The sequence below is a fragment of the Rhizobium sp. TH2 genome, assembly GCF_024707525.1.
In the GTDB taxonomy this organism is placed as follows: domain Bacteria; phylum Pseudomonadota; class Alphaproteobacteria; order Rhizobiales; family Rhizobiaceae; genus Rhizobium_E.
In genome coordinates this window covers 3230871-3244702 of record NZ_CP062231.1, presented here as the reverse complement: position 1 = coordinate 3244702, position 13832 = coordinate 3230871, and the positions used below count along the sequence as shown (strand labels likewise).

General features: G+C 61.0%; 14 protein-coding genes. 6 read left to right on the top strand and 8 right to left on the bottom strand.

Annotated features, from left to right (window positions below; translation table 11 throughout):
- Window positions 1-74: 74 nt before the first annotated feature.
- Window positions 75-1631: a helicase HerA-like C-terminal domain-containing protein gene (locus IHQ71_RS16045; protein WP_258162854.1), complete on the bottom strand. Its 1557-nt coding sequence runs from the start codon at window positions 1629-1631 to the stop codon at window positions 75-77.
- Between the two features lie 197 nt (window positions 1632-1828).
- On the opposite strand from IHQ71_RS16045, the gene IHQ71_RS16040 reads away from it, so the two are divergent.
- Window positions 1829-2203 (top strand): hypothetical protein, encoded by a 375-nt coding sequence (locus IHQ71_RS16040; protein WP_258157462.1) that lies wholly within the window; start codon window positions 1829-1831, stop codon window positions 2201-2203.
- On the opposite strand, the gene IHQ71_RS16035 is transcribed toward IHQ71_RS16040, so the two are convergent.
- The 3 genes from IHQ71_RS16035 to IHQ71_RS16025 form a co-directional block, all read right to left on the bottom strand.
- Complete coding sequence (locus IHQ71_RS16035; protein WP_258157461.1) at window positions 2196-2429, bottom strand: hypothetical protein; 234 nt, start codon at window positions 2427-2429, stop codon at window positions 2196-2198. The genes IHQ71_RS16040 and IHQ71_RS16035 overlap by 8 nt on opposite strands.
- Complete coding sequence (locus tag IHQ71_RS16030; RefSeq protein ID WP_258157460.1) at window positions 2420-3442, bottom strand: LLM class flavin-dependent oxidoreductase; 1023 nt, start codon at window positions 3440-3442, stop codon at window positions 2420-2422. Before IHQ71_RS16030 ends, IHQ71_RS16035 begins: the two co-directional genes overlap by 10 nt.
- Window positions 3443-3584: 142 nt before the next feature.
- Window positions 3585-3962: a hypothetical protein gene (locus IHQ71_RS16025; protein ID WP_258157459.1), complete on the bottom strand. Its 378-nt coding sequence runs from the start codon at window positions 3960-3962 to the stop codon at window positions 3585-3587.
- 180 nt (window positions 3963-4142) lie between these two features.
- Here IHQ71_RS16025 and IHQ71_RS16020 point away from each other — a divergent pair, with 180 nt between their 5' ends.
- Entirely contained in the window at window positions 4143-4745 is a 603-nt protein-coding gene (locus IHQ71_RS16020) for a superoxide dismutase (protein WP_258157458.1), read from the top strand.
- 64 nt (window positions 4746-4809) lie between these two features.
- On the opposite strand, the gene IHQ71_RS16015 is transcribed toward IHQ71_RS16020, so the two are convergent.
- Window positions 4810-5505: a YafY family protein gene (locus IHQ71_RS16015; protein ID WP_258157457.1), complete on the bottom strand. Its 696-nt coding sequence runs from the start codon at window positions 5503-5505 to the stop codon at window positions 4810-4812.
- Between the two features lie 148 nt (window positions 5506-5653).
- Between IHQ71_RS16015 and IHQ71_RS16010 the strand changes: the two genes are divergently transcribed.
- The 4 genes from IHQ71_RS16010 to IHQ71_RS15995 all read left to right on the top strand — a co-directional run bounded on the left by IHQ71_RS16010 (window position 5654) and on the right by IHQ71_RS15995 (window position 8301).
- Window positions 5654-6298: a LysE family translocator gene (locus IHQ71_RS16010; RefSeq protein WP_258157456.1), complete on the top strand. Its 645-nt coding sequence runs from the start codon at window positions 5654-5656 to the stop codon at window positions 6296-6298.
- A gap of 159 nt (window positions 6299-6457) precedes the next feature.
- Window positions 6458-6664 carry a hypothetical protein gene (locus IHQ71_RS16005; RefSeq protein WP_258157455.1) on the top strand — a complete coding sequence of 69 codons (207 nt, stop codon included), beginning with the start codon at window positions 6458-6460 and terminating at the stop codon, window positions 6662-6664.
- A gap of 131 nt (window positions 6665-6795) precedes the next feature.
- Window positions 6796-7236: a cytochrome c gene (locus tag IHQ71_RS16000; protein WP_258157454.1), complete on the top strand. Its 441-nt coding sequence runs from the start codon at window positions 6796-6798 to the stop codon at window positions 7234-7236.
- Between the two features lie 141 nt (window positions 7237-7377).
- Window positions 7378-8301, top strand: coding sequence for a cytochrome c (locus IHQ71_RS15995; protein WP_258157453.1), 924 nt, complete (start codon window positions 7378-7380; stop codon window positions 8299-8301).
- A 17-nt stretch (window positions 8302-8318) separates the two neighbouring features.
- Here the strand turns inward: IHQ71_RS15995 and IHQ71_RS15990 are convergent, their stop codons facing one another.
- The 3 genes from IHQ71_RS15990 to IHQ71_RS15980 all read right to left on the bottom strand — a co-directional run bounded on the left by IHQ71_RS15990 (window position 8319) and on the right by IHQ71_RS15980 (window position 13414).
- Window positions 8319-9557, bottom strand: a complete 1239-nt coding sequence (locus IHQ71_RS15990; RefSeq protein WP_258157452.1) for a TadE/TadG family type IV pilus assembly protein — start codon at window positions 9555-9557, stop codon at window positions 8319-8321.
- A gap of 231 nt (window positions 9558-9788) precedes the next feature.
- The gene (locus tag IHQ71_RS15985; protein ID WP_258157451.1) at window positions 9789-11882 is read right to left on the bottom strand and encodes a S9 family peptidase; all 2094 of its coding nucleotides are present in this window, start codon (window positions 11880-11882) and stop codon (window positions 9789-9791) included.
- An 83-nt stretch (window positions 11883-11965) separates the two neighbouring features.
- On the bottom strand, window positions 11966-13414 hold the full coding sequence (locus IHQ71_RS15980) for an FkbM family methyltransferase (RefSeq protein ID WP_258157450.1): 1449 nt from the start codon (window positions 13412-13414) through the stop codon (window positions 11966-11968).
- Window positions 13415-13832 lie beyond the last annotated feature (418 nt).

Below are 13832 nucleotides of genomic sequence, written 5' to 3'. Positions count from 1 at the left end.
AATGTCAACATGCGCAGCGCTCCTTTCGTGTCACGTTTCTATCATTGCGCGCGCTTTGACGCAACGCCCGCCGGTCAGCGCCGCCGGCCGGTGAGACTGCCGAGAATGCCGCGGACGATCGCAGCCCCAACCGCCGTCGCGACCGAGCGAGCGGCTGATTTCATCGCCGCTTCCACCACCGTTTCACGCTGGTAGCCCGAGCGCTTCTGCTGCCTGACCTCGGGCTGGGCCACGTCGTCGGTGCCGAAGCCCGGCAGAGTCCAGCCGCCGATCGTGCCGGTGGTTTTCTGCTCCTCCGGTGCGGGCGCCTGGCTCTGCTGGGCGGCCTGCTCGGCCTTCTTGGTCAGGATCTCGAAGGCGGATTCGCGGTCGAAATCCTCGTCGTAGAGGCCCTTTACCGGGCTCACCGACATCACCTGCTGGCGCTCCGCATCTGTGATCGGCCCGAGCCGCGAGGAAGGCGGGCGGATGAGCGTGCGCTGGACGATTGACGGTGCGCCCTTGGCCTCGATGGTCGAGACCAGCGCCTCGCCGGTGCCGAGATTGGTGATGACGTCAGCGCAATCGAAATCCGGATTGGGCCGGAACGTGTCGGCGGCGGTCTTCACCGCCTTCTGCTCGTTCGGCGTGTAGGCGCGCAGTGCATGCTGCACGCGGTTGCCGAGCTGGGCAAGCACGGTGGGCGGCACGTCCATCGGGTTCTGCGTCACGAAATAGACGCCGACGCCCTTGGACCGGATGAGCCGCACGACCTGCTCGACGCGCTCCACCAGCACGCGCGGCGCATCGTTGAACAAGAGATGCGCCTCGTCGAAAAAGAAGACCAGCTTCGGCTTGTCAGGGTCGCCGACCTCGGGGAGCTCCTCGAAGAGCTCCGATAGCAGCCACAACAGGAAGGTCGCATAAAGCCTGGGATTCATCATCAGCTTGTCGGCGGCGAGCACCGAGATGGCGCCACGACCGTCATTGGTGGTGCGCATGATGTCGGTGATTTTCAGCGCCGGCTCCGAGAAGAACTTCGTCGCGCCCTGCTGTTCGAGGATGAGCAATTCGCGCTGGATCGAGCCGACAGAGGCCTTGGAGATGAAGCCGAACTTGTTGGAAAATTCGGTGGCATTCTCGCCCATATAGTTGAGCAGCGCCTGGAAATCCTTGAGGTCGAGCAGCGGCAACCCGCCTTCGTCGGCGATCTTGAAGGCGATGTTGATTACGCCCTCCTGCGCGTCCGAGGCATTGATCAGGCGCGACAACAGCAGCGGACCCATCTCGGTCAGCGTCGTGCGGACCCGGTGGCCCTTCTCGCCGAACAGGTCCCAGAAGATCACCGGGAATTCCTGAAACTCGTAATCGGTGAACCCGATTTCCTTGGCGCGCTTGTCGAGGAAATCCTTGAACTCGCCCATCGCCGCGATGCCGGAGAGGTCGCCCTTCACGTCGGCGCAGAACACGGGCACGCCGGCATTGGAGAAGCTTTCGGCCAGGATCTGCAGCGTCACCGTCTTGCCGGTGCCGGTGGCGCCGGTCACCAGGCCGTGGCGGTTGCCGTATTTCAGCTCGAGATATTCCGGCTTGTTGATCGAGTCGTCCGGCTTGCGGCTGGTGCCGATATAGATCTTGCCCTGTTCCAGCATGCTCATGTCTCCCGTACCTCAGCCTCGCCGGCTCAGGCCTCATTGAATGCGACCCTTGACTTATAGGGCGAGGATATCCGCCCGACAACCGTGGTTACCGCCGCGTGTGCCGCAATTTTTTCAGGGGCTTGGAAGCTTCGGGTTGCCAACCCCCCGCACATTCTCTACCCAAAAGAGAACAACGGATGGAGACCCACATGAGCGAAATCGTCAACCAGATCGCTGACGCCACCGGCATCGACCCGGGACTCGCCGAAAAGGCGCTCGGCATGATGCTCGGCTTTCTCGAAAAGGAAGGCGATGACGCGGCCGTCCAGAAAATGATCGCCGCGATCCCGGGTGCAGCCGAACTGATCTCCGAACATGCGGGCGATGGCGGCGGCGGTTTCCTGAGCGGCCTCGCCGGCGGCGGCATCATGGGGCTGGGCCAACAACTCATGGGCGCCGGCCTCGGCATGGGCGAAATCACAGCGCTTGCCAGGCAGACGATCGCGGTTGCCAAGCAATATGCGGGCGAGGAAACCGTCGATCAGGTCGTGGCGAGCATCCCGGGGCTCGGGCAGTTTATTTGAGGTTTTTCGGGTGAACGCTGGCAGCGCCGGCGTTGCTCGATATCCTCTCCGAGCGACCCGGCGCGAGTTCGATATTTTTGTCCAAGCAAATTTCACTAAATTCGCGCAACGCGACCCGCGAGATCGTGCCAGCGCTCGCCATGCCGAGCACTGCACTGTGGATGGCTTCGAAGGCTTCAGATTTGCAATTTGGCTTCGTCACCATAGGCACCTGTTCTACCGCCACCCCATCCCCGGCGCGACATGCTTCAAAATCGCCTCGATCACATGGGCGTTGTAATCCACGCCAAGCTGGTTCGGCACTGTCAGCAAGAGCGTGTCGGCTTCTGCGATCGCTTCGTCCTTCTTGAGTTCCTCGATCAGGGCATCGGGTTCTGCGGCGTAGCTACGGCCGAAGATGGCGCGGGTTTGCGGGTCGATGAAGCCGATCTGGTCTTCTTCCTTGTTGCCGTGGCCGAAATAGGCGCGGTCGCGCTGGTCGACCAGCGCGAAAATGCTGCGGCTGACGGATACGCGCGGCTCGCGGGTGTGGCCCGCTTCCTTCCAGGCCGCACGGTAGGCGCGGATCTGGGCCGCCTGCTGGACGTGGAAGGGCTCGCCGGTCTCGTCGTTCTTGAGCGTCGAGCTTTGCAGGTTCATGCCGAGTTTCGCGGCCCAGACGGCCGTCGCATTGGAACTGGCGCCCCACCAGATCCGCTCGCGTAGGCCCTCGGAATAGGGCTCAAGCCGTAGCAGGCCGGGCGGATTGGGGAACATCGGCCTGGGATTGGGCTTGCCGAAACCCTCGCCGCGCAGCACATCGAGCAGGACTTCGGCGTGACGCCGGCCCATGTCGGCATCGGTCTGGCCTTCCGACGGCTGGTAGCCGAAATAGCTCCAGCCATCGATCACCTGCTCGGGCGAGCCACGACTGATGCCCAGTTGCAGACGGCCGCCGGCGATGAGATCGGCAGCACCCGCATCCTCGGCCATATAGAGCGGGTTCTCGTAGCGCATGTCGATGACGGCGGTGCCGATCTCGATCTTGCTGGTCTTGGCGCCGATCGCCGCCAGAAGCGGGAATGGCGACGACAGCTGGCGCGCGAAATGGTGGACGCGGACATAGGCGCCGTCGGCACCCAGTTCCTCGGCGGCGACCGCGAGGTCGATGGATTGCAACAGCGCATCGCCCGCCGAGCGGGTTCCGGATTGCGGCGAGGGCGTCCAGTGCCCGAACGAGAGGAAACCGATCTTTTTCATAGTCATCCAATGTGATGTTTCATGTGCCGTATATAAGGCGTCATGACACGGTTGCGACTGCGCGAACACCCTTCAGTTTGTGTCCGCTGCGGTCTTCAATGGTTGACAATGATCTAGAAGTTGCGGTGACTATAGGCTGCCGTCAGTCGGCCCCGCTCTGGCCGCCGTCGTCCTTGTCATCCTTGTCGTCGTCCTTCGGCTTGCGGACGCGGACGAGGTCGTTGCTCATCTCCGTGCCGAGTTCGACAACGCCGGTCTTCTTGTTGACAACGCAGACCACCGCGGCGCGGCCCTTCACGTCCTTGGAACGGCCGAAAACGATCGCCAGGCCGAAATTCTCACTGCCGACCGGATCGACGGCGACCTGCGGCTTGCGGAACATGTCGGCTGCGGCTTCGGCGCATTTCTGCTCTACCTGCGCGTTGAATTCCTTCCATGCGTCGGGGCTGGATGCCTGGGCGAAAGCGGGAATTGTGATACCGGCGAGGGCTGCCGCGGACAAAACGATACCTGATCTCATGGTCGATCCTCCAGTTCATCGGAATTCGGTGGCGTATGGCCAATCGCATATGACCATCATCCTGTCTATAGACGCGATGTGGCGGAATTTATTCACCTAAACCCGTTGCCTTGAGGCCCGCGCAAACCTATGTTCCAGTCAATCCAAATCTGATGATAATCACTAGAAGGAGACACCGCCATGGCTTTCGAACTGCCGCCACTTCCCTACGACTATGATGCCCTCTCGCCGTTCATGTCCAAGGAGACGCTCGAATACCATCACGACAAGCATCATCAGGCCTATGTGACCAACGGCAACAAGCTGGCCGAGGAAGCCGGCATGGGCAACCTCTCGCTCGAAGAGGTCGTCGTCCAGTCCTTCGGCAAGAATGCGGGTCTCTTCAACAATGCCGGCCAGCATTACAATCACATCCATTTCTGGAAGTGGATGAAGAAGGGCGGCGGCGGCACCAGCCTGCCGGGCGCGCTTTCCAAGGCGATCGATTCCGATCTCGGCGGCTATGACAAGTTCAAGGCCGATTTCGTCGCGGCCGGCACAACCCAGTTCGGCTCCGGCTGGGCATGGCTCTCGGTCAAGGATGGCAAGCTCGCCATCTCCAAGACCCCGAACGGCGAGAACCCGCTGGTGCATGGCGCCAAGCCGATCCTCGGCGTCGATGTGTGGGAACATTCCTATTACATCGACTACCGCAACCTGCGCCCGAAATACCTCGAAGCCTTCGTCGACAATCTCATCAACTGGGATTACGTGCTCGAAATGTACGAAGCCGCGACCAAGTAAGCGCTTCAGAAATTGATTCCTGTCAACTCCGCAAGGTCTTGGTCTTGCGGAGTTTTTCTTTGCCTCATCCTTTGGATGAATTGATCTCCCAGCCGTCCACCCAGAGTTTTCGCAAGCCGTCGCCTTCGCCGGTGAAGTGCTCGTTGGTCGCGGTTCCATGCGTGACGCGGTCGGCGCGGAAATTGCGCAAGCCGTCGCGCAATTCGCACCACGCCACCATGACGGAATGGGCGGAGTAGTAGATCAGGGCGATCGGGCGCACCGTTCTCTCGGTCGCGCGGTTCTGCTCGTCGGTATAGGTGATGTGGAGTTTCTGCTCGTCGCGGATGGCGGCGCGGACTACCGCGAGATCGATGCCGCCGGGTTCCGGCATCACCGATCCCCAGGCATAGATCGCATCGGTCGAAAGCACCTGTCTCAATGGCGCGGGCATGGCGCCGGCGATCTTGTCGCTGACCGTCTCGGCCGCCTTCCTCAAAGCGCTGTCACCGGTGCGCTGAAGTAGTGCCAAGGCCAGCACGATCGCCTCCGTCTCCTCGATGGAAAACATCAGCGGCGGCAGGTCGAAACCGGGCCTCAGGATGTAGCCGATGCCGCGCCCGCCCTCGATCGGCACGCGCATCGCCTGCAGCGCCACGATGTCACGGTAGATCGAGCGCGGCGTGACCTCTAGCTTTTCAGCGATCTGCGCTGCGGTGATCGGCCGCGTCGCCAGGCGTAGAATCTGGATGATCTCAAACAGGCGTGAGGCCTTGCGCAACTGGATCTCCGATGGTGACGTTTTCTGGCAGGATCGCCATCACTACTGACACAATGCTGTCAATAGCACTTTCCTATAATCCTCTCCAACACATTGAAAACAAGGGATTCAAGAAATTTTTCATCCCTGATTGGAGCGAGCAACTGACATGGAATATTCCGACAATCTCTGGATCTTCGCAACCCTTCTGTTCGGCATCATCATCGTGCCCGGCATGGATATGGTCTTCGTGCTCGCCAATGCGCTGGCCGGCGGCACGCGCGCCGGACTTGCCGCCATATTGGGCATCATGGGCGGGGGAATCGTCCACACGATCACAGGCACGCTGGGCGTCACGGTTCTGGCGGTGCTGATCCCGCAGCTTTTCCTGCCGATGCTTCTGCTGGGTGCGGCCTATATGGTCTGGGTCGGCATCGGGCTGATCCGCAGCTCGATCACGGTCGATGCGGTGGAGGGCGCGACCGCGCCATCGCTGCTGACCACCTTCTGGCGCGGGTTTCTTACCTGCATGCTCAACCCCAAGGCATGGTTGTTCATCCTCGCCGTCTATCCGCAGTTCATGAAGCCGCAATATGGCTCGATCACGCAACAGGCGCTGATCATGGGCTTGCTCACCATCATCATGCAGTTCCTGATCTACGGCGCCGCGGCGCTCGGTGCCGGCCGCGCCCGTGCCTTTCTCACCGGCAATGCGAGTGCCACGATCTGGACCGGCAGGGTCGCGGGGCTTCTGATCATTCTGGCGGCACTCTTCACCGGCTGGCAGGGCTGGGTGCAGTCGTCCAATGCCTGAACAATGAACGGTCTGTTCGGGAATTGTAAACAATGGCGCGGGGCCGCGGATGCTTACGGCATTTCGTGGTCCTGCGGAAATTCCGAAAATGATTCCGGTTTTCCGTTTAGAGCGTGCCGCAGTTATTGGGCGCAATTCTGTTGGCTTAGGCGGAGTCGCATGGTCGACCGGCAGGCGCGTGCCGTAGCCAAGGGCATACGGCCAAGCCTGCCGGTCGATCAGGCGACCCGGATCAGCCAATCCGAAGGACCGGGCATCTTTCCGCCAGTTCCTGCGGCGATGGTCTCGGCCGTACCTATGGGTACGACGCTCGTCCATCGCCTTGGTCCTGACGAAAACCTGCTCCGGCAGAATGGCTCCCAATAACTGCGACACGCTCTAAGTGCCGATCACCGAATTGTTATTTTCATTTCGCAACCTCTATGGGATGGTGCCGACGTTCAGGAAACTCGGCCCGGGCCTTTGTCGGGCGTCTTTGAAAATGGGAGAACAGGACGATGATCAAGCGCATTCTGACAGTGGCCGCAATCTGTCTTATCGGGGCGACTGCGGTCGTCTCCGCCGAGAACCAAGCTGACAACCGGGAAGCCGCGATGAAGACGAACGGCAAAGCCATGGGCGCGCTGGCCGCCATCGCCAAGGGCGAGAAGGATTACGATGCCGAGGTGGTCAAGACCTCGCTGACATCGATCAAGGAAGCGATCACGGTCTTCCCGACTTATTTCCCGCCGGGTTCCGAGAAGGATGACGAGGGAGCCAGCCCGAAGATCTGGGAGAATAAGGCGGACTTCGAGGCAAAAGCGGCCAAGCTCGCGGCCGACGTTGATGCGCTTCTCGCCCAGCTTCCAGCCGACAAGGCGGCAGTCGGTGCCGCGATGGGCACGCTCGGCAAGGATTGCGGCGGTTGCCATGAGGTCTACCGCATCAAGAAGAGCTGATTGCGCGTTCTGATCCATCCACATGTCCGGCCGCTATATTTCCCTTGCTCGAAAGGAATATGGCGGCCGTTCCACGGATGGGCTATTCGGGCCGGCCAAGTCCTGCCAGAGTGCCCATTGATAGAACTTGGAGGGCGCTACATGGCAGGAAAGATCGTCAAGACTCTCGGGGCTTTGGTGGTTCTAGGCGCAGTCGGTGCCGGCGCCTTTCTCTGGATCACCCGGCCGCAGCCGCATCCCGACGACTTCTGGGCCTCGGCGGGCACGCCGGATGTCAAGAACGGCGAACTCGTCTTCTCCATGGGCGGCTGTGTCAGCTGTCACAAGGCGCCGAAGGCCGAAGGCGACCAGCAGCTGGTTCTGGCGGGCGGACTTGCGCTCAACAGCCCCTTCGGCAGGTTCCATGTTCCCAATATCTCTCCGGATGAGAAGGCCGGTATCGGTGGCTGGACGCTGGCGCAGTTCGGCAATGCGCTGACGCGCGGCGTCGGCCCCAACGGGGAGCATCTCTATCCGTCTCTGCCCTACGGCTCATATAGCAGGATGACGGCGAAGGACGTGAGCGATCTGTTCGCCTATATCAAGACGCTGCCGAAGAGCGATAATGTCACGCCGCCGCACGAACTGGGCTTTCCCTTCAACATCAGGCTGGCACTGGGCGGCTGGAAATTCCTCTATCTCGATGAGGCGCCGCGAGTGGCGATCACTGACGCCGACGACAAGGTCAAGCGCGGGCAATATATCGTCGAAGGTCCCGGCCATTGCGGCGAATGTCATTCGCCGCGCGACCAATTGGGTGGGTTTCAGTTTGACATGTGGCTGGCGGGCGCGCCCAATCCCGAGGGAAAGGGTCGAATTCCCAACATCACGCCGGAGGGTTCGATCGCTTCATGGAGCGAGGCCGACATCGTGACGTATCTCAAGGACGGCAATACGCCGGACTTCGACTTCGTCGGCGGCGCGATGGCCGAGGTGCAGAAGAACATCGCCAAGCTGCCGGACGGAGACCGCGAGGCGATCGCGGCCTATCTCAAGGCGATCCCCGGGCACAAAAGCGCCCGGTGATCGGTCTTGTCGAGGGATCAATTCGTAATGCGTGTTGCCGCTTGGGTTGCCTTGTCACCGATTTCGGCGAACGCCTTGATCAGGCTCGGCATATCATTGGCTGCATAGTAGTTGCTGGTGGTACTTGCGCAGGCCCTCAATAGAATCTCGCCATTGGTCGGGGCCATGAAGGCAACGGTATAGATGGTGATGCCGGCAAGCTTTGCATTTGTGCAGTAGGTGAGCGTGATGACGTCAAGCGCCGGTTTGTGCGTGCCGCTGGAGCCGGTGTTTTCTCCATCGCTCATCAGGACAATAAATTTGGAGAAGGACGTATTGCCTTTGGCAGTCTGTGCCGTGGTTTCGGAAGCGGCAGTCAAGGAGTCATAGGCTTGTTTCATGCCCCCGGTCATATTAGTGCCACCTTCCGGATAGGCAGGCAGCGCGGTCACGTAATTGCGGATCTTCGTCGTGCCCCAGTCAGTGGCTTGCGGCGACTGTGTGCTGTCATTGAACGATACGCCACCAACGCGGACTAGGGTGTCCGTAGTGTCCTTTTTCTCCACAGCGTCGAACTGGTCAAAGAGGGCCGCCGCCGCCGTCTTGACCGCGCTCATCTTGTTGACATAGCAAGGACTTGTTTTCTGGATGTTGGGGTATTGCTTCCAATCGTCCATATCAAAATAGTTCTGGCACTTGCTGTTGAGCGAGCTCGTGGTGTCTGTCACCCACGACATGGAGCCTGATCTATCGAGCACCACGTACATCGACATTGCGTTCTTGGACGTCGCCTGGCTCTGTGTAACGCTTACCCCCCCGACAGGCCTGGTCGTGTAGCCGACGAATTGGGCAAAAGGGCTTAGCTTTACGTCATATCCGCCCGTGACCTTGATGGCGTAGTTTTTGGAGGTGCCGCTGCCGGTGGTGGTGACAGTGACCCCAATGGCAGCCTTGAGCTGGGTTTGCTCGGTCGCAGTCAGCTCGGAACCCAATTGGGCAAGTACGAAGTTGATGGCGTAATCCTTGACCGTGGTTTCTGTATGCTTTCCCGCCACCAAGGAAGCGGCGGACGAAACGGCCGCGGCGTCGATCGCGTCCTGAAGGTGGCGTTGGGAATTCACCAGCTGAGTATAGTCGATGGTAGCACCGATCGCGGCCAGCAGCGGCACGCTGACGATGGCGAAGGACATGGCGAGGTTTCCGGCGCGATCCGTGACGAACCGGCTGCCGATGGTTTTCATTCCATTCTTGAATGCGTCTGCAGCACGAGCGAACATTGCTGGCTCCTTGATCCCGTTGGGGGCGATTACAGGATCAAAAGGCTAACGACCGGTAAATCAGCGGCCCGAAGCCCTGGAAACTGACCGGTTTTCGGCCAGAATCCGGGGCAATCCGCAGAACAGGGTTAATGCAGTTTTTCGCCGAGAGGGCAAATGCGACGTGTTCCGGAAAGGGAACGTATCGCAAGTTGCGGATACGTCCCAAATCGGGATTTGGCCGGCAAGCTCTCAGATATCAGCCACCTTCAGCGCGAAGGCATATTCGTAGGCGATTTCCTCGAGCCGCTGGAAACGGCCCGATGCACCGCCATGGCCCGCACCCATATTGGTCTTGAGAAGGATCGGGCTGGCGCTTGTGGAATGCTCCCGCAGCTTCGCCACCCATTTGGTGGGTTCCCAATAGGTGACGCGCGGATCGGTCAGGCCCGACAGCACGAGGATCGGCGGATAGGCCTTGGCACCGACATTATCGTAGGGCGAATAGGACGCGATGTTGCGATAGTCTTCCTTGGAGTCGATCGGATTGCCCCATTCCGGCCATTCGGGCGGGGTCAGCGGCAGCGTGTCGTCGAGCATCGTGTTGAGCACATCGACAAAGGGCACCGCCGCGATGACGCCGCCGAACTTCTCGGGCGCCATGTTGGCGATCGCGCCCATCAGCATACCGCCCGCGGAACCGCCCTCGGCAACGATGCGGTCATATGCGGTGAAATTCTCCGTCACCAGATGATCGGCAGCCGCGATGAAGTCGGTGAACGTGTTGTTCTTGTGGGCCATCTTGCCGTTCTCGTACCAGGCAAAGCCCTTGTCCTTGCCGCCCCTGACATGGGCGATTGCATAGACGAAGCCGCGATCGACCAGCGACAGCGCGTTGGTCGAGAAGGATGCGGGGATGGAAATGCCATAGGCACCGTAGCCGTAGAGCAGGCAGGGTGCCGAGCCATCAAGCCGCGTATTCTTCCGATAGAGCAGCGACACCGGCACTTTCTCGCCGTCGGGCGCGGTGGCGAAGACACGCCGCGTCTCGTAATCCGCGATCGTGTGGCCGGAGGGGACTTCCTGCGTCTTGAGCAGCACGCGTTCGCGGGTCCGCATATTGTAGTCGTAAAGCTGGGTCGGCGTGGTCATCGAGGAATACGAAAAGCGGATCCAGTGCGTGTCATATTCCAGCGCGCCGCCGAGGCCTAGCGAATAGGCTTCCTCATCGAAGTCGATGGCGTGATCCTCGCCGGTCTCGCGGTCCCGAATCTGGATACGCGGCAGGCCTTCATGGCGCTCCATCCAGACGAGATGGCCGGCAAAGGCACCATGCGACAAGATAAGCGTGCCCGGCCGGTGCGGCACGACTTCGGTCCAGTTCTCTTTACCAGGTGATTCAACCGGCGCCTGCATGATCTTGAAATCCTTGGCGCCGCCGTCATTGGTCAGGATGTAAAAGACATCGCCACCGGACACCAGTTCGTATTCGATGCCGGTCTCGCGCGCTGCGACAAGTTGCGGCTCGGCGCCGGGTGTTTTCGCCGGGATGATCCAGTTCTCGGATGTTTCGTGGTCGTGGATATCGATGAAGATATAGTCGTCGAGCAGCGAGCCGCCGACGCCCATGAAGAAGCCGGGGTCTTCCTCCTCGAACACCAGCCGGTCTTCCGATTGCGGCGTGCCGAGTACGTGATGGAATATCTTCGAGGGACGGTGGTTCTCGTCGAGCATCGAATAGAAGAAGCTCTGGCCGCCGGGCGTCCAGACGCCGCCACCACCGGTATTCTCGACCACATCGTCGAGGTCCTTGCCTGATGTAAAGTCGCGGATCTTCAGGGTGAAATATTCCGAGCCCTTGTCGTCATAGCCCCAGAGGCCTTTGTCATGCCGGGGCGCGTGATCGATGCCCGAGATGCGGCAATAGTCCTTGCCCTCGGCCTCGCGGTCGCCATTGAGCAGCACTTCCTTGAGGCCGTCGCCCTCGCGGCGGGTGCGGAAATAATGCGCCTGCTCGCCGCCGGTTACATAAAGCGTGCCATAGGCATAGGGGCCATCCTTCATCGGCACGGAGGAATCGTCCTCCTTGATGCGGCCCTTCATCTCGCCAAACAGCGTCTTGCGCAGCTCCTCGGTATCGGCCATCGCCGCTTCCTGATAGGTGTTCTCGGCCTCCAGATGCTTGCGGATTTCGGGATCGAGGATCGACGGATCCTTGAACATCGCCTGCCAGTTGTCGGCCCTCAGCCAGGCGTAATCATCCGTGCGGGTCATGCCGTGACGGGTATCGGTGACGGGCTTCTTGGGGGCGAGGGGCGGGGTCGGCAGGGATTTGGAAAATGGCAAGTGGTCTACTCCGGATCAAATCACGACGGGAGATGTAATGCGGTTCGGTGCGCGCGCCAAGGGGCGGCGTGCCGGGCGCCCGCTCATCGGGCGATTCCGTGCCATATCGCACTGTTGGCGGAGCGTCCGGGTTGGAACAGATCATGGCTATCGGGAATGTTGACCGGCATGCCGCGGCGCCGCGCCGAGAGGATCAGCCGGCGGTCGATCTCGATGCCGTGATCCGACCGGGCGGAAAGCGCGGCGAGATCGTTGAGCGGGGCATTGGAGAAATAGCTGGAAAAGGCTTGGCGATATTCGATGAATTCGCGGATCGCGACCATGACGCCGGCATGGGTGCCGCAGGCAGGGCGATCGTAAAAGCGGGGTGAAGGCGGCAGGTACGGTGGCTTCAATGTCGCGAAAGTTGTCTCGGGCAGGCCCGCCAGCTTTTGCGTAATGCCGAGGCTGAGCGTCCGCTCGCCCAAGAGATGGGTCAGGTTCAGTCGCAGCAGCCAGAGCGCGATGTCGCCTTTGCCGGAATCGGCGATTGCGGTGATCCGCGCCAGTGCCGCGCGGGCAAGGGTTACGCGGCGGGCGGGCGTCAGCGACCGGTCCTGCGCGGCGAGGCAGGCGGAGAGGGCGAAGTCGTAATCCGGATCGACGCGCGGCGCATGCGCTCGCCAGGCTTCGGCTTGCGGTGCCGCAAAGGGCAGGGTGAAGAGCCGTTCCTGCCAAGGCGCTTCCGGCTGTTCGTTGGCTTGGGCCGCTATGTCTTCGCGGGTCGCGAGCAATCCACGCCTGGCCAGTTCCGCCGCGCGGTCCGGCTTGCAGGCGAAAAGGTTGAGCAGGAAGCCATCCTGGAACAGCGGTGAATATTCGACAAGGATATCGAGGCCGGGCAGCAGACGGTAGATGTCATAGCCTGATGAACGGACCATCTCGATCAGGCCGTGATTGACCTGGTTGCCGTGGCGCAGCTCGAACATGACGAGCGGCGACTGGCGGGAGAAAAAATCACGGCCGCCGGCGAGAATGCGGATTTCCTCGCCTTCCGCGTCGAGCTTGACGAAGTGGATTTCGGTCTCGATGCCTTCGCGGGCGACGAATGCATCGAGCGAACGGAGCGTGATCCGCTCGGTGCGGGTGCCGGCGCCTTGCAGGGAATTGGTCTCGCTGTCGGCTGATATGCCGATATCCGCCTCGCCATCATGGTCCGACAGGCCGGCATGGACCCAGGTGATGCGATCGCCGAGCCCGTTCAATTCCACGCTTTTCGCCAGCATCGTACCCGGCGCGATCGTCGGCTCGAAGGCCCAGACATGGCCGGTCGCGAGACGCCTGGCGATGGTCAGGCCATAGACGCCGTGATTGGCGCCGATATCGAAGGCGTTCATGTCGGGAGTTGTGAGCGCGCGGACGAAATCCATCTCGTCCTCGAACCAGTCTTCCTGCTCGAGCAGCACATAGCTGGTCATCTGGTGGATGGTCGGCGAGACGCAGACGGTGACATCGCCCTTGATCCGGACCGGCCAGAAGCTTTCGTCAGTCATCGTCACTCCTGATCTCCTTGGAATGCGCGGATTATCGGCGTGGCTGCTTGCGGGGAACTGACTGTGGCAATCGGTCGTAAGGAAAGTGCGAGGCGGATCGGCTAGGACGCGGCGAAGGCGGTGCGGTCGGCCGCTGTGGCGGAGCAGGCGCGGGTTCGTGTTCACGCGGCGGGTTCCGTCCGTGGTTTAGGCATTCTGACTCCCGATCTCTTCGCTTTCGCATGAGAGATCGGCCGGGGCACGTTTCCGTGCCGAGTTTAGTTGGCTGCCTTGCGACAGCCGGTAAGACACGTATCCGTGCCCCGTTCGGTGTATTTTCATCCGCGAACTCGGTCGTCTGCACCCATCCCGGTCCCGGACCTGAAATTTCCAGGGGGGATGGGCTTGTGTGCGGTACAACGCACGCCACGCGTACTTG